16 protein-coding genes are annotated in these 21893 nt (G+C 51.9%); 1 reads left to right on the forward strand and 15 read right to left on the reverse strand.

Annotated elements, in window-relative coordinates; genetic code table 11:
- Positions 1-2: 2 nt before the first annotated feature.
- The 5 genes from JTY93_RS28185 to JTY93_RS28205 all read right to left on the reverse strand — a co-directional run bounded on the left by JTY93_RS28185 (position 3) and on the right by JTY93_RS28205 (position 4639).
- Positions 3-1406: a conjugal transfer protein TraH gene (locus tag JTY93_RS28185; protein ID WP_047229210.1), complete on the reverse strand. Its 1404-nt coding sequence runs from the start codon at positions 1404-1406 to the stop codon at positions 3-5.
- Complete coding sequence (gene traF, locus JTY93_RS28190) at positions 1403-2428, reverse strand: conjugal transfer protein TraF (protein ID WP_047229211.1); 1026 nt, start codon at positions 2426-2428, stop codon at positions 1403-1405. The genes JTY93_RS28185 and traF overlap by 4 nt, the downstream gene beginning before the upstream one ends.
- A 118-nt stretch (positions 2429-2546) precedes the next feature.
- Positions 2547-3662 carry a DUF7146 domain-containing protein gene (locus JTY93_RS28195; RefSeq protein ID WP_080962922.1) on the reverse strand — a complete coding sequence of 372 codons (1116 nt, stop codon included), beginning with the start codon at positions 3660-3662 and terminating at the stop codon, positions 2547-2549.
- Between the two features lie 48 nt (positions 3663-3710).
- Positions 3711-4334, reverse strand: coding sequence for a hypothetical protein (locus JTY93_RS28200; protein WP_047229212.1), 624 nt, complete (start codon positions 4332-4334; stop codon positions 3711-3713).
- The gene (locus JTY93_RS28205) at positions 4331-4639 is read right to left on the reverse strand and encodes a hypothetical protein (protein WP_047229213.1); all 309 of its coding nucleotides are present in this window, start codon (positions 4637-4639) and stop codon (positions 4331-4333) included. The genes JTY93_RS28200 and JTY93_RS28205 overlap by 4 nt, the downstream gene beginning before the upstream one ends.
- Before the next feature lie 410 nt (positions 4640-5049).
- On the opposite strand from JTY93_RS28205, the gene JTY93_RS28210 reads away from it, so the two are divergent.
- A complete protein-coding gene (locus JTY93_RS28210) occupies positions 5050-5736 on the forward strand; it encodes a DUF1845 domain-containing protein (protein ID WP_047229214.1) in 687 nt (228 codons plus the stop codon).
- Between the two features lie 211 nt (positions 5737-5947).
- Here the strand turns inward: JTY93_RS28210 and JTY93_RS28215 are convergent, their stop codons facing one another.
- The 10 genes from JTY93_RS28215 to JTY93_RS28260 form a co-directional block, all read right to left on the reverse strand.
- Positions 5948-6667, reverse strand: a complete 720-nt coding sequence (locus tag JTY93_RS28215; RefSeq protein WP_047229215.1) for a nuclease-related domain-containing protein — start codon at positions 6665-6667, stop codon at positions 5948-5950.
- A gap of 49 nt (positions 6668-6716) precedes the next feature.
- A complete protein-coding gene (locus tag JTY93_RS28220; RefSeq protein ID WP_052915339.1) occupies positions 6717-7766 on the reverse strand; it encodes a TraU family protein in 1050 nt (349 codons plus the stop codon).
- Positions 7753-8994 carry a TrbC family F-type conjugative pilus assembly protein gene (locus JTY93_RS28225; RefSeq protein WP_047229216.1) on the reverse strand — a complete coding sequence of 414 codons (1242 nt, stop codon included), beginning with the start codon at positions 8992-8994 and terminating at the stop codon, positions 7753-7755. The genes JTY93_RS28220 and JTY93_RS28225 overlap by 14 nt, the downstream gene beginning before the upstream one ends.
- Entirely contained in the window at positions 8988-9560 is a 573-nt protein-coding gene (locus JTY93_RS28230) for a S26 family signal peptidase (protein WP_052915341.1), read from the reverse strand. The genes JTY93_RS28225 and JTY93_RS28230 overlap by 7 nt, the downstream gene beginning before the upstream one ends.
- Positions 9560-12025, reverse strand: coding sequence for a type IV secretion system protein TraC (traC, locus tag JTY93_RS28235; protein WP_047229217.1), 2466 nt, complete (start codon positions 12023-12025; stop codon positions 9560-9562). Before traC ends, JTY93_RS28230 begins: the two co-directional genes overlap by 1 nt.
- 11 nt (positions 12026-12036) lie before the next feature.
- On the reverse strand, positions 12037-12750 hold the full coding sequence (locus tag JTY93_RS28240) for a DsbC family protein (RefSeq protein ID WP_047229218.1): 714 nt from the start codon (positions 12748-12750) through the stop codon (positions 12037-12039).
- 118 nt (positions 12751-12868) lie between these two features.
- Positions 12869-13213, reverse strand: coding sequence for a TraA family conjugative transfer protein (gene traA / locus JTY93_RS28245; RefSeq protein WP_047229219.1), 345 nt, complete (start codon positions 13211-13213; stop codon positions 12869-12871).
- A gap of 140 nt (positions 13214-13353) precedes the next feature.
- Entirely contained in the window at positions 13354-20019 is a 6666-nt protein-coding gene (locus JTY93_RS28250; RefSeq protein WP_170058667.1) for an Ig-like domain-containing protein, read from the reverse strand.
- A gap of 59 nt (positions 20020-20078) precedes the next feature.
- Positions 20079-20558 carry a type IV conjugative transfer system lipoprotein TraV gene (gene traV, locus JTY93_RS28255; protein ID WP_047229982.1) on the reverse strand — a complete coding sequence of 160 codons (480 nt, stop codon included), beginning with the start codon at positions 20556-20558 and terminating at the stop codon, positions 20079-20081.
- A 10-nt stretch (positions 20559-20568) separates the two neighbouring features.
- Positions 20569-21885: a TraB/VirB10 family protein gene (locus JTY93_RS28260; RefSeq protein WP_047229981.1), complete on the reverse strand. Its 1317-nt coding sequence runs from the start codon at positions 21883-21885 to the stop codon at positions 20569-20571.
- Positions 21886-21893 lie beyond the last annotated feature (8 nt).

A 21893-nucleotide genomic window follows, 5' to 3' on the forward strand; every position in this document is an offset into this window, starting at 1 on the left:
CCCTATGCGCCTGCGTTATCGTTGATGGTCCCTTGGGGCAAGGTTCCGCTATCGAAAACAGGAGCCATCTGGAGCATTTTTTCTGCTTGGCCATCAGCATCTTTGCCTTTCATCGCCTCCTCGATGTAGGAGCGATATTCATCCATGAGCTCGCCTTTGGTAGCCCTAAGATCTTCAATCACCTTCCCTGCGTCCGCCATATTCAGACTGGTCAGGCCTTTCTCTGTATGCCCAAGAAGCTGATAGATAAGACTCATCGAAGCATCTGCAGCAATCTTCTTGGCGAACTGATCCAGATAGTCGTAGCCAGATTGAGCGCCGGCTTTCTGGGTGATCTTCATCAGATTTACACCCACGCGGCTTGAGGCTAGGTAAGCAATACGATTTCCGTCAGCAGTCGTAGCTGTACCGTTGGCAAATCGTTCAAGGATTCCATTGTTCTTCAGATCCTCCAGGATTCGTGTTTCGAGCCCCTTGAAACTAGTGAGGGTACGAACGTTCGGGTCAGCACAGTCCGGATCGTTCTGGCCACACTGATACACCTTCACATCAAGGTTGGTAGAGCCTTCAACAAGAATTTTCAGGCCTTCGCCGGTGATCAACTTGGGCATAGGCTGCGCTGCGAAGTTTTTTCCTCCTTTGTCATCGTTAGTGAGCACCACGTTGTAGCTGCCGACCATTGACATGACGAACTCCGCGTTTTCGTCGCTGCCGAAAAGAATTTGAGACTGGAGACCAGACTTCTTCATGGCGCACCAAAGTACGTTCCCGGTGTTCTCACACTGGACCGCTTTTCCAGCAGACGTGATGCGGCTAGCCGGAGAGTCCTCTTTCGTGGATTTTGCGGTGAAAAAGTCGGATGAGACGTTCGAGCCAAAGGCTGTCATCGCGGATTTGAAGTCAGTGCTCTCTTCATATGCCTTTTTTGCATTCGTTACCAAACCGCTCGCCAACTGACAGCTGTTGGAAAACATTTGATTGAGTGACTGGATCTTGTTGGCCAGGTTGCGGATGACACCACCTGTCTGAGCATCCATTGCATCCAGCGCCAGCTCAAAAGCAAAACCGGAGACAATGCCAGCTGCGTTTGACGCTACGTTCCTCATAAGCGCTACGAACTCCTCACCGTTGATAAAGGAGAACGAGCCACTGTAAAGATTGATGCCCCCACAGCCCCCTTTTGCGCTTGGAGGCGTAATACTGATTAGATTGGCAGTGGATATTCGATTCCGTAGAACAACAGAACCACCGGTTACAACGCCGCGAGTGGCGGTTCTATATGCCCCAGGGTTGGTGACGTTGATCATGCCACTGAACATCTCATTAACCTGCTGTTGAATATTCGCTTGAGCCGCAAAAGGCGACACGAACAGGGCTACAGCAAGGGCGATAGGTTTGATTTTCACTGTCCACCTCCGTTGTTTTTTTGAAAGGCGCGGCGAGCTTCTTCGCGCATCCGATTCACGAATTTTCTAGGGTCCTTTGTTGCATCTTGCGGGGCGTCAGCCAGCTTCGTGGCGTCGATTAACCCCATTGTGTTAAGGCGAGATGTAGCGTTGTATTCCTGATCGGAAATCAGTCCCGCTTCGTTCGCGGCGATGAGAATTCGCGTAGTTGCCGTCTCCATTGACACGGTGCTGAAGCTCACGATCTTCACGTCACTCGGAGGGACAACTAGGGCTAATGCAGGTGAAGTGACGATGCCCAGCTGCTCCGCGAGCCCAGTGTCGTACTGTGTGTTCGGGTACTTGCCGCCAGGAAGAGGAGCCCCGTCCATAGAGACCGGCATCACAGTAAATCCGTACCTGAACTCAAGAGCTGAGACCGCGGCTAGGGCCTGCTCGCATAAAATGCAGTCATTTCCGCTGTAGAAGAACATCAGCGCGGAGCTTCCAGCGATTTGCTTCAACAACGTTTCTTTTTGCTTGCCGGCCGCAGTTGCCAAAGCATCTGAGGCAGCGTTGGAAGCTGGATAACGCATATCCTCGTCGAGCAGAGGGTCATTTCGGATCACGTCAACCGTTCGACGTGAGAAAAGCTCGGCCTTGTCCATCATGATTCGGTTGGCCCAAAAATAAGCGCTAACGTTTTCCTCGGTTGGGCTATCCATTGCTGCGTCACGCATTTTCGGAAGCATCTCGCGTATCCAGGCCACAGTGCCGGTCGGAGGTAGTTCGGGCGCAGGGGGCACCATGATTTCCGTTACTGCTGGAGGGGGGGCCGGAGGTACTACTGGGGGTTTGAGCTCTTCAGGTTCCTTTTCTGGAGGCGGCTCTTCATACCAGAACCAGCCGCGCTCTTTATCCTGATAGAACGAAGATCCTGCTACTTGGGGTGTTTTCGGTTCGGCGGGTTGGATCCCTTCCGCAAGGGGAGTGCTGCTAATAGCGGCAGCAAGCAATAAGATGGGAAATTTAAGGGGCGTCATGAGTCCGTCTGGCCAAGATGGGGATGCTCGAATTGTGAGCGTTGGCCAAAGCTGAAGGTCGCGATTTCAAGCGCTTTTATGGTCGGAAAAAGAAGAGGGGTATGGGAAGGCCAGAGGCCTATCGCTGCACGCGATAGACCTCATGGCCGATGAAGCCGATAGAACCACGCTCACGAAGAACGTCATTCCAATCGACACTTTTGGAGCCGTCAGGGATGGGCATATCCGGCAACATTATCTGCGCCTTGATCCCCATTTCCCACAGACGTTTTTTCAACACGGATGCGGCTTTTTGGCCACCCTCCTTACGGTCCTTGTCAGCCCAAATTCGGACTGCTTTGGTGCAGGCTGGCGGTACGAAGGTCTCCATCAGGAATGTATTCACTAAGGGCCACACAGCTATGCCCATGGCTGTTTCTACCGACAGAGCCGTTTCCAATCCCTCACATACATTCAAGACTTCACTCGTTTGTGATGTAGGTACAGCACAACCAGGGAGCTTGCGGTTGCTGGGAATTGGGAACATTTTTTTTGGTTCAGCGATGTCTGCTTTTTCACCCTTTACTGTCAGGTAGTGACGGTTGATGGTCACAGCCTGGCCCTCTGGATCGATGAGCGAACACACTATCCCGGGATGCTTAGAACGCTTGCCGGCTTTGTCCAAGTAGGTCAATGCCGGGTGGAAGCGAACGTAACGGCTCAGCTCGGTTCGATCCCAAGCAAGAATGCCTCGAGAGCGAAGATAGAGCCTTGCTGGCTCCGCTGATGGATGTGTTAGAGGAACGGTACCCATCCACAGTTTGCGCATAGCTTCACGCAGCCAATCATCTGAAGGCTCTAGCTTGGCTGGGGCTGGGTCCTTACGGATTACAACGCTTGGGCTAAAGCCATCAGCGCTGCGTCCATACGGATCTTTAACCCGAAGCAACGCTCCGATTTCCTGTAAAGCATGATGGAAACTCCAGTGGTTCACCCACATTAGAAGAGCTATGCCATCAGCTTTGACACCACAGGTACGGCAGATCCCTCCGCTTGACGATACAGCCGTCTTACGGAAAATCTTAAACCCGTCCTCTCCACCATGCACCGGGCATGAAACACCCCGGCCTGCTTTTTTGTGTGCCGGCACCAGGGAAGGTGCGAGGCTCGTGTAAATGTCATGCCAGCGGCCATCAGCAGCTACCAGCACATCTTTCTTCTCTGGGGCGTAATTGCCTTCTGAGTTTTGGGACATGTGTACCTCCGTGGAATTGGAATGCGCCCCTTAGGGCGCATTTGCTGGCTATTTAATGATCTTGATTTGCCAAGAGTTTCGATGTGTATCCATCCACTCCTGTTCTGCTTGACCGTCGACAATCACATCTTTGAGGACACTCACAGCGGTTTTTCCAAGGAATGTCAGCGAGATCTTGTCACCTTGTTGCGCACCTGACTGACGCAGCTGAGCGTTAAGCTCGACTCCCCAAACCAGGTGCTCACCGATACGCAGGAAGAACGATTTTCCATTTTTCCTGAGAAACCGGTAATGCGCGAAACCTGAACCGCGGTATTCGCCGGTCACAGACTTACCAACAACGCCTTGAAAATTCAGTTCAGGAGCGTACCCATCAAGCTCATCATCGCCTTCGGCAACTCTGATCTCTGGAGCGGGTTCTTGATGCTCGGGCTGGGAATCGCGGGGAATGAACTCCCCTGTTATCTCGCCCTGCTGCTGCTTATCGATCAATGCAACCTGGTGACGGCCCTGCGGCCGGTAGAAGTTGTTAATCACCACCGGTTCCAGCGCCTGGTTCATCGGTTCATTGGTTTCTGCCTCGGGAAGCTTATGAGCCAGGCGTTCCGAAACGATGCACAGGCCCTGTTGAAGACGGAGGTAGCTTGGAACATCGAAGTCAACACGGATCATTTCGCTTCTCCCTGGCGACGCAGGTACGAAGGAATGTAGTAGTTGTCATAGTCGACGCTGTTACACCAACGGGCGTTGGGTAAAGTCTTGGTAGCTTGAGGAGTCGAAGCCTTCAAACAACCGCGCAGGTAACTCAGTGAGCCAAGCAGAATCTGCTTACCATTCAGAATCACTACAGCGAGAAAAACGCAGAGTGCCAAAGGCAAAACATGCTTTGCAAACTCCGGTGCGTATGCAGCTCCCAACGTTGCAACGAGAAAGCCAAACGCGGTCAGCACTTTAACTTTGAGGGTCGTAGATGCCATTTTTCAGTTCTCCATATTTTTGAAACGGAGAACGCCCTAACGGGAGATCCCCGTTAGGGTTTTTTGACACAAAAAAAGGAAGCCCAAGGGCTTCCTTCTTTGATTAGCGCTACGCGAGCGTAGGCTTGGTTTTTAAGCTGATAAGCTCAGCTTGGCTTGCTCCCAGACGCATACACGTCATGGGTACCAGTGACAGCAGCATGCTGACACGTAGGGTCAATAGCCTCCAGGAGGCAAATTCATAATCGACTTTAGCCGATGAGTGCTGCAATTCTCACCGCCATTTCAGCTTGTCGTCAACCGAAAAAAACACATGTCAATTTCCGACGCAATTCGTGCGCGAAATCGAAAAACAGAGCCTCCGCAAGCTGGTGCAATAGTCTGGCCACCAACATCCGGAGAAATCGCCAATGGCCACCGATCAACCACAACCGACCAAATACCAATATTCGAAGCCATCACTCAAAGGCAAAATGATACTGAACACGGAGCAGGCAAAGTTCTTCGCCGGTAACCGATTCGATAGCCTCATGACATCCCTCTTCATCATCGACGTTACCTCGCGAAAGCTGGCTAAACGCCTCAAGACCTTTGATCACAAAGCGGTAGTAGAGGCTGTCTCGAAGAAGATTGAGCGCATGGAAGTAGCCGTGCGTGACGAGTCTGAGCGGATGGATGCTCTTCTGAAGAGCTTAGGAATCAAAGAGCTTGCCGGGTACAGCTCCCCACTGACTCGTGAGTTCGAGATCACCAGCCCGGAAATCAAGCGGATGAGCAGTCTGCTTCATGCATTCGACCACTTGATTATTCAGGTCGATACTGCCTGGTTGCATGAAAAGATTGATAGCTCCGAAGCTGATGAATTCCGCGCCAGCAAAAGCAACCAAATGGCGCGGCTAATCCGCTCACTGGTTGGCCTGGGTCAGAGCGCTCGAGCAAAAGCCTACGCCAGCAAAGTTGCAGAGCTTCAGGAGGATATCGAAAAGGCAGAAGCCAGCGTCAACGCAGAGAAGAAAGACCGTGAAGCCAAGGGCTACATCGAGCCAGATGGCAATGCAGATGCTTTGGACGCTCTTCCTGATGAAGCGGTTGCCTGACAGCTCCGGTAATGAAAACGCCCCGCATTGCGGGGCGTTTTTTTTAGAAAGTACATGATGCTCGATAATCGTACTGCTGCATGCGCCAGGACGAACATGAGCCGCAAGCTAGGTGCGAATCCTCTCCGCTAGGTCGCTCAATTATGGATTGAGGAGCTGGAGAATGACGAGTGGATGTGCAAGGTAATGAGGTGCTTTGGGGCCGTAGCTGTCACACCTGCTTTTCCTGTTGGGGGGACGATAGGTGTTCCTCCCGGTTTCTACCTATATGGCCTATTTTAGAACCCACGCCGTCCCGAAGCTTTAGCTTTTCTACATGACGCCTAGCAGCCCAATAACCACCCTTAATTCTGCGCTCGCTCAGTGACCGGCAAATTGATACTACATGTCCCCGGGAAAAAACCGGGGCTTTGAAGGACTGTATTTTACGAATCACGCCCCAAATACTGTAGACCCGCTCAGGCATTCCATAGGTAAATTTGGCTTGCCCGGCCATGACTGCGTAGTTGTGAATTTTCTGAGAATGAACACCAGTAACTTTCTGAACGGCCTTGACGTGTGAGTAGTTCTGCATCAAAGGGTTTTGAACACGGTATTTCCTTCGGCCGACGATTTGCAACCATAGTTCAGGTGCTTCTGGGTCAGTTATGATTTTACCCTTGAAACACTTTGTCTCCAGTACAAAGATCCCGTAGACCGAGACAATGACGTGATCAATTTGTGTCGACTCTTCTTTTGTCTTGCCCCGATAGATCGCGTTGGCGAACACCTTGTACTGGCCGCTAAGACATAACCGAAGCATGAAGTTCACCTTGTACTCCCCCCACCACCCCCGGTATGCAGGATATTCAAGGAGTCGCATGTGAGCGATGCCCGCAAAAACTCCCAGAATCAAAACTGGGGGGAGGTACAACATTAGAAAGTCATTCATACAATCGCAAATCCGCCCTTACAGGCGGAATCTCCATTAGAACGGTTCGCTAGAGCTTCGAACAGCAATCGGTCCAGCGCCAAAACATGTACATGGCATCATTTCCAGTTCCAGGCACATGCCGGCTAGGCCCACCTTCCCAGGTTTGAGGGGGCTCACCGAGCCACATCGCTCGGCTGTTCTGAGACTTTGGCCAGAACTGAGTGACCCGATACTGACTTTTAGGAATCGTGGGGTAGATCCCCGCTTTGCAGACGTTCTCATCACCCATGGTGCGCCGAGCAAGGCCTCTTCGATGTTGCTGAGCGATCACCCGTGCAGCAAGTAACGCCGTGGTCCGGTTTGCATCTTGTGCCACAGTTACACCGGCAAATGGGTAGATGCTCCCCCACGTTCCGGTGCACCACCAAAGCGACTCAAGAGGCTCCTTTCGAGCGGTGACGAGAGCCGACTCAGCTGCGCAGGCGGCGATAGCAATCGGGTTGGCTACGGCCGCGGACTCAGGATGCTGGAAGAAAGCCAACGTGCCGTTGTTCCAGGTTGGATCGATCTCGGTGAAGGAGAGAATATCGAGGTCAAGATAACCATCCGGATTGCATTTGGTAGGCGTGTAGAGATCGAGGATCTGAAGTAACGGGAAGGCATACAGATGCGCGTGATAGAACGACCCTGACGCCTGACCAGTCTGGGTACTATTGTCCTGCCGTAGTCTCCCATAGCTTCGTTTGTTGCCAAGCGGTAGCGTTACACCGCCCAGAGTTGGCGAGCAACCTGGCTTACGGACAGTTTCAACCATCCGTGCAGGTTCCCACATTGCAGTGATGATGCCTGGCTTGTAGATCGGGGAGGAACCTTCCTGACAGGCGCAGAAGACCATTTTTGTAGCTTTCGCAGGCGCAGTACCAGGGGTTATTTGCACACCAGAAATGCGAATTGGAAAAAGGCACGCCCAACAGATGTCAGTGAACAACTTGGGCCCAAATAGCCCTGAATCCTCACACATCACTTCGCCGGAAGAAGCCTCCGCTGCTAGCCCTGGAAGGGAAAGCATTGATGCAAATACCAACAACGCTGCGCACATCACCTTATTGATGCTCACGATTAGCCTCCTCGAACGTTGTTTGATCAACCTCGCGGACCATGAAGTTCTTCGTGTCAGCAGTTACGACAGATGGGGCTCTGAGGATTTGGAAACGCTCTGCCATATCGGGAGGCAGCAGGTAGAGGGGGGCGTCGAGGCGGTCTTGCACGCTATTGAACAAGTCCCAACCAGAATCAGTGGGGATCTGCGTCGCCATTACGGTAACGGTTAGGTTCGCAGCATGAGCCGCATACTCACGCTTTGCGAGCGCAACTTGCCAAGATTGCGTCGGGTCAATTACTACCAGTTTCTGGTCAAACGGCATCATGTCGAGTGGATTAATTCTCCCCGCCTTCTGAACAACCCTTCCCATGTTGTCGAGAATGTCATCGGGAACGATTACAGACGCATCGACAAAGCGTGTCGCACTTTTCGTTACCGGCGGCAGTGGATGCCCTTTGTGGTTATCCCAGAACCGAGATATCGCTCGCTCCTTCATGGCATCAGTGTCCAGTTCAGCGATGCGTTGTTTCGCAACATCCATGAGGTCAGGCTCCATAATTTCCTGTGTAGAGCCAATAGTTCCTAAATCACCTCGCTTACCATCCTTTACTGCCGCCTCGATGTAGGTGACAGAAGAGGACCCAACAGCTTTGGCAACCAGAACATCATTCGGAGACTCTATGACGACTGTTGGGACGGCTGAAACGCTATGACGTTGAAATGCGAGCGGATCGAGCAGCACTGTGACAGTGCTGTGTGTTTCTTGCGTGAGCAGATGCATTTTAGATACAGCGTCGCCCATCGACATGCCGTTAGGTATGCCACGAAAGACAATGCCAATGCCTGGCATCCCGTCAAATGAAATGAGGATGTCCTTGATGGCAGTTGTGCCCAGCGACCACGACACGAAAATCAGGGTGCGGTTTCCTTCTCCCAAGGGGTGTTTCTTCTCACGCTCCGGGTCATCAGCGCTACCGAGCGGAAAATCGCCCCCCAGGATTTCCTCATCATTAGCTTGAGCAATGGCGTTTTCGGCCATCTCACTCACCCAACTCATGTCTGCGATACCACTCACTTCTTCGCGCGCGGCTTTGGAGTTACGGCTGATTTCCTTCACCTGCTCGAGAAGTACGGGATTGAACTCATGGATGTCGTACTTGCGAATTCCAAGATCGTCGCCTGCGATGGCCATCGCGCAGCCGAAGGCCATCCCAATGCAGATGGCTAATTGATTCTTCACCATATTGGATATGCCTTCCCGATGATTTGATCTGTCGATGCTGAGCCCCAGTACCGGGAGTCAAAAGAGTCTGGAGTGCGGCCAAAGAACCAGTAATTACCCTGCCCTATTACCCCCTCTCGAACGTACTTCCCTGGGTCTATCCCGTGCTGGCTGGCCACCTGAAGCCCTTGGGCGACGGTCACGTCATTGATAGTTGTTTCATCCAGCCTAACCCTCGCTAGATCACCTGGCATGCCCTCCAGCACCTTCACGATGATCGTGCCGTCATCAAAAATCGGACTCAGACCTTTTGAGTGAAAGGCATAAATTTCCCCTCGCACCAGGTCCGACTTTGTTTTGTCGATGATCCATAGCCTGTATGGGGGTAAGCACAGGGAGTCCTGGCTAGCGATAGCGATGGAGTAGCGGGATGCCAGTAGTACAACTCCGCCGGCCACGATTGCAGAGTAGAGAAGGCCTTTGCCGAGAAAGGTTGCCGAGATTCGCTTCGGAGCTCGATCGCGCTCAACCTTAGCCATAGCCCTTCGCACTTTGGCCTCGATGCTGAAGGGGTTCCACAACGCCATTACGCGACTTCCGCCGGATCAGGGCTGTACTCGACACCTCGATCACGGAGTACGCGGAGAATCGCCTCATCCTGAGGAATGCCGGTGAGTGTGTAATTTCGGATCGCTTGCACATCTTCGGGCGCGGTCGAATAGAGGAGGATCGAATATGGGTCCACCGTTAGTCGCACAATGCCGGCACCGCGGGGGGTGAGCATGAATATCTCGGAGTAATGACCCTTATACGATTTAACCGTCTTCAGGATGCGGTACCCACCCTCACCCAAAGGCAAACGCTTGTTCTCCTGGATAGCATCAATAGCTTCGGCCTTCTGGCCAAGCAGCAGCGTGAATGCGGAGTTTTCAGCGATGGCTTGTCCGACCTTGTTCTGATAGAGGTCATTGACGCCTTGAGTAATGACAATGGCACTACCGCCATACTTACGGAATCGCCGGTAACCATGCTCGATGAACTCACCAACGTTGCCCTGGGAGAGTAGCGACCAGGCTTCGTCAATGATCACAATTTTCGGTCGGTCACGCTCACCAAGGTACATGTCCTGCTGGATTTGAAAGATGAGCTGAAGGAGCACAACTTGTTGCAGGTGTTGACGCCCTTTAAGCTCCTCGAGCTCTAGAACCGTGAAGGGGTTCTTGAAGTTGAGGTTATTTTTGCCGTTGAAAAAGCGACCGTACTGCCCTTTTGAAGTGAACGCGAAAAGCTGATGGCCGATGTCCTGGATCCGCATATCCGAATCGCTAAGGAGTGCGTCAGCGATGTTGTCGACAATCATCTTCTTGCCCAACAGTTCCCAGCAGCCCGTCAGGTGTCTTTTGAGTCCGGCTGTTTGGAAGTCGATCAGAGGCACGGTAGGGGCAGCCATAGCGGAAAGCAGCCCAACCAGAACATCCTCTTCTTCGCTGAAGTCCTCGATCAGCTCGAAAGGGTTAAGGCACAAATTCGACTCTTGGTCGAAGCGTGCAAAGTCACCTTTGTAGGCCTCCGCGAGTTTGAGGTAAGAAAGGCCCACGTCAATAACCCAAACCTTCGCCCCAATGCTCAGGTAGGACGTGATGAGATAGTTGGTAGCAAACGACTTACCAGAGCCCGACTGGGCGGCGATCATACCGTTGTAGTTGGTGTCGGAATCAAAGAGGTTGAAACTAACAGGCTGACCATTTCGGGAAATGAATGGGGCAACCTGGGTCCCTGTTCCTTTCCAATCTCCATAGATTGGAAGAAGCGGCAAAGCCTGGGTGAGGCTCAATGTCTTAAACCGAAACAGCTCTTTCATCGCATCGGGATCTGCGCACATAGGCAGAGAGTTCACGAATACGGGCAACACACAGAATTTATCCTCCATGAGGCTGAAGCCCTGCGTTGCAAAATGGCTCTTTGCACTCGAGGCTGCCTGAGTTAAGTCTTCCTTGTTCTGACCGAATACCACAAGGGTCATCGTCGCTTGAACGTTTGGCAGACCTTTGTCGAGATCCTCAAACAGCGTGTCATAGGCTTCCTTTGTCTTCCGTAGAACAGGTACAAAATGCACCATCGGGCCGAAGCTCTGATTGATTGCCCATTGACGACGCTTCGAAAGCTTGTCCTTCGTCTCCAGTTGGGGTGGAAAATACAGGGTCATATTGATAACGCAGTTACCTCGAATACCGCCTCGCTGAGACAAAATATCAGCGAGGTACTGAGAGGCATCGCCCTGCCACATGACATCAGGAAACCGCTTGGCCGAAAGCGTTTTGACGTAACAATCCTCACCAATCTGAAGGTGGTCTTTCTTTACGTCTAGGCTACGGTTGAAGTCGAGAATTTGCTCATTCAGCGGCTTGTCTATATCGGCCTTCATGTCCGGGTCCTCACGCCACGAGGCTGTTGGCCCTTGATTCAGTATTGAGGAGAATATTTCCTTGTAGCTATCGTTTGTAAGGGGTACAGGTGCGAGGTTGCAGCTGTCCAACGAAGTTCGCAGTCCGTCGAAAAGCTCCTTCGCCGCATTCGTTTCTATTTGGGTAGGCAGCGCATTGGCGATCGGAAACGTTACGGAGACGACCAGGCTCTGTTCACGAATTCGTACACCCGAGATTGAATCAACCGGACGCATTGTTCGATCGCTGAAGTAATCGGCCCGGGCGTTCGTCACTTTCTCAAGCAGCGCTTGAGTTTCAACAGGAAGATCAGTGCGACCTGACTCACGGAAAGCACGACGCAGACGAAGAAATCCCGTCTTCATCTCATTGATATTTTCAGTGCAAATCAGACCGAACTGAATAGTTGTTTTCTCAGGCCAATCAACTGTAAGACCAGCCTTCAGACGGTCGCCTTCATCCCCGTTTGAACCCGACAGAGGGGAACATAAGAAAGCGAAACCCAAGCGATTCCCTTCCAGCTGAAACAAGTAAAGATTCGGCTCATAGGCGAGGCCATTAATCAGCTTGGAAAGCCGAGGTATTGATCGGATGAGCGATTTGAGCATTTCAGACTTCCTTAAAGGGTACGGTTTGTTTCAATCCAAGCGCGCAGGCCTTCTTCAGGCTTACCTTCTCGAGTTAAACCGTCATCACGAATGAGGAAAGGGACATTTCTAGCGCCAAGAAATTGAGCAGTCATCCGGCGCTTCGAGATCACGTCCAGATCACACTGCCCGGCGGGCAGCTGTTCGAGCGGCGATTTCATATCGCCCGTAGCTCCGGCCTTCCATGCTGCAACCTTGTCTTTTGCGCAAAGGAGCTCTTTGGTGCGGACCGCGCTCTCTTGGCTGAGCAGCGGTAGCATTAGCACGTCAAGGCGATAGCCCTCGGGAAGGGATTCGCGTGCTTGTTGGATGATCTCCTTGCAGTACCCACACGCAGGATCGGAGAACATGGTGATTGCTTTCTCACCGTTGCCTACAGTGAGAGGAGCAAGATCTTTGAAGCCGAGGTTTGTCTTGTCCACTGGAACATAGTGGGCGGCGATTCGGGCGTCCTCAATGGTCTTCAATTCCTTCTTCGCCCACACGTCATACACAGTTCCCTGGATGATGAATCGGCCGGTATCGCTTATAACTGCGAACTTGCCGTTCTTTTCAATTGCGAGCATTGCTGAGGCGGGAAGCATCACCACCTTGTCTGCATTTTTGTCTGCTGGGCTTTCTGCTAATGCGGTACCCGCCAACGCAAGCAGCGTCATGGCAAGAACGGTTCGTGTTGGTTTGAACATGGGCGTACCTCCTGAGTCGATGCACTCAGAGTATTTGGCCCGTAAAAGAAAAGGCCTCTTTTTCAAGACGTTTTAGCGTCGGAAAAAGAGGCCTTTGATAGATGTGTGTTGCCTGAGATCAGAAGCCTACAGGCATAGCTTGGAGGGCGCTGGTGATGACAGAGGCCCCAGGAATGGTTGCAGTCAATATAGACTCGATAACTTCCGGCGCAGCGTAGAGGCCAACCCCACCGCCGACACCTGTGACGAACGGCATGAGTGATTGACGCAGAACGCCTGCCCCGATACCGGTAAGAATCATCAGGCCGATCAAAATGCGGCCCAGAGTACCTTTCATCCACTCTGTAATGGTAATCCACACGCTATCGAACGTATCGCCACCAGTACCCGCGAGAGCGGTACCTGCGACAACCATGACGGCTACTACGGCCAGTGTTTGGAGAGTTACTTTGTTGACATGCATTGGTCTTGCTCCTGGAGGACTGACATGCGCAGGTGCTGCGCTCAGGAGACATTTTTCATACTTTCTGTTAGCCGGTGTTTCGCTTTCACGCACATTTCTCGACGGAAATTAAAAAGGGCCGCTTTGTGCGGCCCTTTGTATTACTTGTTAGAGACTGGCGGCGACTCAGCTCCGGAGTTATCGATGCCTACGAGGGTAATTACGGGCTCTCCTTTTGGATAACGCCACATCGATACAGAGATGTTGCTCGACGTCAGCGCCTGCTGCTCACCATTGATGAACCATAGGTTTTTAGCCATTCGGCCATCTTCATCAGTACAGTTTGCTTTTGCTAGCCAGGAGGTTCGTCCAACTACAACTTCCAGCTTGCAGACAGGAGGCTTGTTCCTAGCCACCGAAATTTTGGCCTCGCCTGTCGCTGTCTGCCCCATTGCAGTGGCTACATCCAACTTCACCGAATACACCCCATCCTCTTTGAGGGTCGCGCGACCATATTCACCTGAGCTGGGTAGCGGATTCCCATCCAGGCTGAACGTTTTTTGGAGGATTTTATCCTTTGGGTGGCCGCCGGTGATTGATGGTCGAATGAGCACGCCCAAAGGCGCGCGATTCGCATCGTTATCACCAAACCAAGACAATTTAACATCCCACGGAGTCGGCTCAAAAAACTCCAATTTGGTTTCGGAATAGCTGTAGTTACCCCGAGAGTCGGTAATGTGGGCGCCAAATGTGTAAACACCTGGTTCCTTTACTCGAACGATCCGGTTGGTCTGGTTGGACTCCTTGATCATTTCGAGACCTGCGTAAGGAGGGATATCCCACTCGATGGTCAATCCCTCGAACTCACGGAACAAGCCAAGAGCGCGCGCCGTCATGGTCAAATCTGCCGGCACATACTGAGCTGTGGACTTAGAGTTGATCTTCCATTCTGGCCAGTCATACGACCAAAAGATCAAACGGTGCCGAGTAAGACCCAAACCACCACGGTCCTCGTAGCCATTGATCCAAGATCGCACACCAATGTAGTTTTCCTCATTCTCCTTGTCCTCCGGAGTTGGTGTGTACTTCACTTCAGTTGAGCGGATGACTGTCCCGTCAGGCAGGATAAACTCCCCATCCATTTTCACATCCATTTTCGGATACGGCATCATCAAGTTGGCAATCCACGTAGCCTCTTTTCCGACTTCAGGACGGCGCGGTCCAATGATCTGGACACGAGGCGGCATAACAGGCCTAAACGCAACACCTGCCCTTAAGGTTTTGTAGACCCTTTTATCCTCTGGTGAGTCTGAATATTTCACCCTGGCCGTGAGGTACACACGATCAGCAACATCACGACCCAATCGATAAGACCCCTGACCTGGAGCCCAGGTTTTACCTCGATCCTCCGACCATTCCACTATCATCCCAGTCGTATCGAGCGTATTACCTTTTAGGTCAGTTAGAGTGAACGTACCGCTATCACCGATGAACACGTTCGCAGGGCCTTTCAGCCTGGCAACAGGAACGACATAGGCGACAACTTCAATAGTGGGAGTCATGGATTTCGAACCACTGTGGCGGTTCGTCAACTCCGCCCTTAGCAGATACGTCCCTCGCTGAAAGACCATACTGAGCCGCTGCGGAAGCTTTGCATTACCTTCAATGTTCTCCCAGGTAACTCCACCATCTTTGCTCATCTCCCAGCGCACTTCACCGAGATCACCTGATTGGTAACGATCAGTAGTGACCGCGTAAAAGGTACTGCGTAGAGGTGCAGGACCGATGACGCGCAATGCCCGAATCGAACCATCAAGGGATTCACCATTGAGAACAGATAGGACCATTGGGGCGGCCGACACACGTATCAACTCGAACTCAGGTACAGGTGAGCGCACACGAGCTTCAGCAATGATCCGAACCGCTTTATTCGTTAGTGATTGAAGAGCGACTTCAAATTCGACTTGCCCATTATCGTCAATGGGCTCCCAGTTCGTCATAGGCTCGTAGTTTAAACCTGCAGTCGTCGAAAGAAGCCGAATTTCCCAGTCACCCATGCTGCTCAGGCGATATGCGTCCTCCATGAAGCGGGTATCTTTGATGCCAACCCGGATTGGAAGACTAACCGTATCCAAGACCGTTCTTTCATCGTTGAGAATGACAGGGAGAATTTTGTCATGAGGGACCGCCAGGAGTGCCGCTTTTTTTATCGAACGCGTTTCTGGTAACGCGGTGTATCCAATGTCAACGGTGTACGGTGTTACGCTCCACAGAGGTGCCTCTACTCCTTCAATGTAGCGGGTAAACCTCTGAGACCGACCATAGCTAGGAATCGTAGACCGCTCGATTACTGATTCAGCTCGGCTGATCACCACGTCCAGCGACGCTGCAATTGAAGCTACAGACGCGCTGCCAACATATCCGCCGAGTTGTGAAACCGAATACAGCCCTTCTTTCACCAGGTTACTCGATGGCATTTCAACTTCGATCGCTGGCGGCTCTGTAACCATAACAGTGTGCTCCCCGTAACCAATGTCGATTTCCTGGCCGCTCGGGGTGAAAATGGAGGCTTTCCAAGAGATGTTATTTGCTCCCGGCAGGTTCATTGCTCCCTCAACGAGTGGCGTGACACTGTTGCGTTCTTGCGCCATTCCCTCTGGCAACTGCATCCAACGAATGAGGCACGATGAACGACTCGACCACTGCTGAGCTGTCTTCTTCGCAAAGCTTTCGCTCGCAGTAGGATCACACACAGGGCCTTCCATGTGACGTAGCAACAGTGAGAGTTGCTGCACCTTTTGATAAGCCTCATTCGGAGCCGGTTTTAAACTAAAACTGACTTGATCGGCCACAGGCAGAATGTTTAGTTGGTGACTGAAACTCACTACCTTGTGCTTCAAGCCGCTGGAGTCAAAAACATATGCAGTAGCCTCAACAGTCTGACTCCCTACGGCTGCTCCACCGGCGTCCATCATTAAGTTATCGAGGGTTCCAGCGCTGCGCCACTCATCAGGAGTCTTCGTCCATGTGATGAAGCATGCTGGATCCTGAAGAACATTTTTTGGCTTCACTACCGTCTCATTGGTCATGACCAAGCATGCATTGTTCGTTGGTGTGAAGCTGATTCTGGTGCGTCCTGCGGCTTGCAGGATGTCCCATGAGTCGGCGGTTAATGAGCCCTGCGGTGCCCACACATGCACGGGGATTGAATATACAGGCCCCGTCATATCTGCACGGCTGAGATAGACACTAGCCATCCCATCAATACCAATTTTCAAACCACCTAAGCGAGCCTCGAGTAGATCTGCTGTGAGCTTATGCGGCACTAACCGCATTCCAATTCCCTGTGCCAATTCACGATGTTGCAGTGTTACGCCCACCTCACTATCAGGAGTCGTAATGGCGATGATTTCAGAACCTAACGCCTCAATAATTTTATGATCAAGAATCTGAAGAGCATAAAGACCCGAGCGGTTCGTCATTTGTGCTTTGACAGCCGGAACTTTAGGTCGGACTGCACTCGGTTGAACAGTACGATCTTTAAACATATCCCACGCTGGAAGAAAATTTAAAGCTACCTCTTGTTCAATATAAAGCCCATCTTGGTCTGTGGCGCGCACTAAAACTGAAGTGTCGGCATCTCCATCAGTCTTGTAGATAATGCTCATTCCGCTTATCGTTACATTGCCATGCGCAGGTTGCCTGGCAATTTCCAGAGTATTTGCCCCCCATTTATTCGGATCTAATACTTTAAGTTCAGCGGTACCACCAATACCAGAATACATTTCAACTTCAGTAGGTGTTATTGCGGTTGGCTTATAATTAAATTTTGTTACCTCGACTGTGACTGGCCCTTCGACACTCAAGCCCTCACTATCAGTAGCTTTAATTATGAAAGTGTCGCTACCGTAAAAAGCCGGATTCGGTGTGTACTCCAGAAGGCCACTCACCAGCTTTGCTGACCCGTTGGAGGGCTGCTGTTCTATGGTAAAGGTATGAATATCTCCATAGATCGTATCGACATCAATGACCCACGGTGCAACGTGATCACTAATCATCCCTTCACTTGCCTTGATCAAGGCCCCTGTTGACGCTGGTGCGTCGTTAACCCATGTGACACTAATCACCACAATTGCAGGTTCAGACCAGGCACCATTTGTATCCTGAGCGCGATAGCTTAATTCTGTAGAGCCATTCCAGTCTTTTGGCGGTGTGTAAGTCAGAATCGTTCCACTAACAGACGCGGTACCTTGGATGGGAGCTGAATCAATCGCAAAGATGCTTGGCGGTGGGGAGTCAATATCGGTGGCCGATAGCACCACGGTTCCAGTGGTGTCTTCAGCGAGGATCAGCGCTTTGTTCTGAGCGATCGGTGCATCGTTCACTGGGGTCACGGTGATGAAAACGGTCGCCGGAGCAGACCACGCCCCGTCCGCATCTTGCGCTCTATAGGTCAGACTGGTTGAACCATTCCAATCTGGATTTGGGGTAAACGTAAGGGTTGAGCCACTGAGCGAAGCCTTGCCATTACCTGGCGGAGAAACTACTGAGAAGTTGGTTGGCGGCGGCGAATCGATATCGGTGGCCGATAACAGAACGGCCCCTTCAGTATCCTCAGCCAGGATCATCTGTTTGTCCTGCGCAACCGGAGCATCATTGACCGGGGTTACGGTAATGACCACGGTTGCAGGATGCGACCAAGCGCCATCCGCATCTCGCGCTCTGTAGGTCAGACTGGTTGCTCCATTCCAGTCAGGATCGGGAGTGAAGGTCAGGGTTGATCCATTGAGCGAAGCCTTGCCTTTGTTTGGCGCGGAAACAATCTCAAAAATGCTTGGCGGTGGAGAATCAATATCGGTGGCAGACAGCGTAATGGTGCCAATCGTATCTTCGGATAGAACCAAGGATTTAGCCTGAGCCACCGGAGGATCATTGACTGCAGTCACGGTAATCGCCACGTTCGCCGGAGCAGACCACGCCCCGTCCGCATCTCGCGCTCTATAGGTCAGACTGGTTGTACCATTCCAGTCAAGATCGGGAGTGAAGGTTAAAGTTGATCCACTGATCGAAGCTTTTCCTTTGCTTGGCGCGGAAACTATCTCAAAGGTGCTTGGTGGTGGCGAATCAATATCTGTGGCTGACAGGGTAACGGTACCAATCGTGTCTTCAGCGATCACCAACGACTTGGCCAGCGCCACCGGAGCATCATTGACCGGGGTTACGGTAATCGCCACGGTTGCCGGAGCAGACCACGCCCCATCCGCATCTCGCGCTCTATAGGTCAAACTGGTTGCTCCGTTCCAGTCAAGATCGGGAGTGAAGGTCAGGGTTGACCCACTGATCGAAGCTTTTCCTTTGCTTGTCGCAGAAACAATCTCAAAGGTACTTGGCGGTGGCGAATCAATATCTGTGGCTGACAGGGTAACGGTACCAATCGTGTCTTCAGCGATCACCAACGACTTGGCCAGCGCCACCGGAGCATCATTGACCGGGGTTACGGTAATCGCCACGGTTGCCGGAGCAGACCACGCCCCATCCGCATCTCGCGCTCTATAGGTCAGATTCGTAGCACCATTCCAGTCAGGATCGGGAGTGAAGGTTAGAGTTGATCCAATGAGCGAAGCCTTGCCTTTGTTTGGCGCGGAAACAATCTCAAAAATGCTTGGTGGTGGCGAATCAATATCTGTGGCTGACAGGGTAACGGTACCAATCGTGTCTTCAGCGATCACCAACGACTTGGCCAGCGCCACCGGAGCATCATTGACCGGGGTTACGGTAATCGCCACGGTTGCCGGAGCAGACCACGCCCCATCCGCATCTCGCGCTCTATAGGTCAAACTGGTTGCACCATTCCAGTCAGGATCCGGAGTAAAGGTTAGAGTTGATCCATTGAGCGAAGCCTTGCCTTTGTTTGGCGCTGAAACAATTTCAAAGATGCTTGGCGGTGGCGAATCAATATCGGTGGCTGATAGCACCACGGTTCCAATGGTGTCTTCGGCGAGGATCAGCTCTTTATTCTGAGCAATCGGGGCATCATTCACAGGGGTCACGGTGATGAAAACGGTCGCCGGGGGTGACCACGCCCCATCCGTGTCTTGCGCACGGTAAGTCAGGCTCGTAACTCCACTCCAGTCAGGGTCTGGCTTGAAGGTGAGAGTCGTTCCGCTGAGCGTTGCCTGACCATTACTTGGCGCAGAAAGCAGTTCGAAGGTGTTTGGCTGTGGCGAATCAATATCCGTTGCGGAGAGAGAAACACTCCCAATGGTGTCCTCTGCAATGGTTAAAGGAACGTCATGAGCTATGGGCGCAAGGTTGGTGGCACCGACAGCGACAGTTAAAATATTTGAATAATCTCTATAGATCGGGCCGTTGTATCTCAATTGCCATTCAAGTTGCACAGCAAGTTCGTATAGCCCTGACTTAGGTCTTTCATTACCCGCCATTGCAAAGTTGCTATCTACGGAGATTGAGCGAGTAGCTCCACCACATGACGTGAACTGCCAAGCTTGCGATCCGTTGACCATGGCCCACGACTCATTCCAAAGATCACTACTCCCCTTCTCTCGAAACATAACCTTAGCAGCGACAGTGGGTGTCACCCCCCATCCAATCACGCTACAACCAGAAATTCTACTCGGATAGGTTACGTTAGCGGTGAAGTCATCACCGTCAGTAACCTTGGTTGGCGCAGTAATTGTTAAACCCGGAGTTTGCGGACCTACCGTACCTTGACCCCAAATACCGAAAGCATGAGAGCTTAAAAGTGAAAAAAAAGTAATGGCAACAACTTTATTGGCACTAAAGAGCGATCTGAATAGTTTGATCATGAGTCGATCCACTTCCATATTTGTGAGAGCAAAAAAACCTGCTCAAGGCAGGCTTTTTTTTATTTATTATTTACATTCAGTGGTCTTAGTGTGACTGCTGCGGCGGGTTGCCTAGCTCCGATCTCCCAGCGCCGCGATTCAATTTCTGTGTATACAAAACCCGGAACATACAGATCGCCTTTATCGTCCTCCCATGGATCGACTGCGATGCGCATGACTACGGCTTGCGAGCGAATCGGCAGAGGATTTCTCGCTCTCATCGGCATCGGGGCGTTGTCCGATCCTTCTGCGATAAGCACACGCGTTGCAACGGTGCCTGTAGATTTTTCCCTACTAGCGTCGACGCCTTCTTGTTCTTGTTTCAATTGGGTTTTGTAGTCATCACCCTCAGTTGCCGAGTAAACTTCTTTTGCGGACATGCAGGTAACGCCATTCGGCATCCCCTTACATGCATATTCGTCGGAGCCTAAGCCCATGATGCTGGTACAGCCCGAAGTCAATGCAGCTACAGCAACCGCCAGGATAATTTTTTTAATCATTACGATGTCCTTACTGATTTACGTCAGTGACTTTGAGGGTGGTTGCATTGAACTTCACAGTCATGCCTTTGTTGACGATGAAATTAACTTCGCGCATAGCGTCGATTTCAATTACGGGGAAGATGCTTTCGGCCATCTCCAGATAGAAGTCAGCAATTCGCTCCAGGGCTGAACCCGCGCCGCTGAAACCGGCAGACTGAAGCGCGTTGCTATCGAATGCCTGCTCGTAAACTGGTGTTACGGTCTTCCCGTTATCTCCAGCTCGGGTGACATTGATGGTTGGTACCTTCTGGACGTTGAATGCTCCAGCTATACCTTGAAGAAAGCCCGCCCCCAGGCTTCTCGCGATGATCTGGCCTTGTTTGCTCACCAGCCGGCCGCGCAGGCCGGCTTTCCCATCTTCACCTGTTGCGTAGGCTTCGAGACTGGCTTCCAACACCGAACCGTCATTGCGGACGCACGATAAGCGTTCGGCGCGCATATATGCCCGCTCCGAGCTCAGGTCGCCCCAGCCGCCGGCGATCATGAAACATTCGCGGAAATCGGCTCTAAATCGGTTGGGAAGGATTGCTTCATTTTTTATGCGGACCAGGCTCGGAAAAGGGTCACGCTGGGCCTGCTTTCCTGTTGGCGCATCCATGCCTGTTACAAGAACGCCAGACAGGATTGAACCCGCTGGGAGCGTCACAGAAAGCTCCTGGGGCTTATCCTTTTTACCTTCGTCTTCCTTAGCCTTTATGACCCGGATTTTTGGTGCCTCTTTTTTCTCGCTACTACGCGACTTCGGATCTATAGGCGCCTCTGGAGGCAGGTTCGAATAAACGTCCGTCAGTTCAGCCGGTGAGCTAGTCGCTTTGTTTACGAACGCCAGTTCACGAGGAGGGATGGGTGATCGTCCTTGCTTGGACGCGGAGTTGTCGGAGGCTTGATCCTCCTTCTCAGTAGTACCTTTGTTCCCTCGACCGAGCTTTGCCATTTCTTGCTGCATTTGCTGAAGCTCATGCTCCAGCCCGCTCACTTTGTCTTGTGTATTTTTGAGCTGATGGTCCTTCTCCTTCTGACCGTTAATTCGCTCAAGACGGTTTAGTGCAGTTTGAACTTGGCGCAGCTGACTTGAGATAGAGTCCATACCCAGCCCACGCGGATCTTCGTCTGTAAGTACAGCCTGGACCTGAGGTTTTGCGGCTGCTCGAGATACTCGCTCAGGAGTTGCCGCGTTCATGGCCACGCCAACGACAGTACCGACGACGAGAACAGTTCCGCCGATCGCGAGAAAGAGCTTGCCCCGCGGCGTAAGTTTTTCGAAAAGTTGCTGAATCACTTTCACTGACAGTC

It is taken from the genome of Pseudomonas hygromyciniae, assembly GCF_016925675.1.
In the GTDB taxonomy this organism is placed as follows: domain Bacteria; phylum Pseudomonadota; class Gammaproteobacteria; order Pseudomonadales; family Pseudomonadaceae; genus Aquipseudomonas; species Aquipseudomonas hygromyciniae.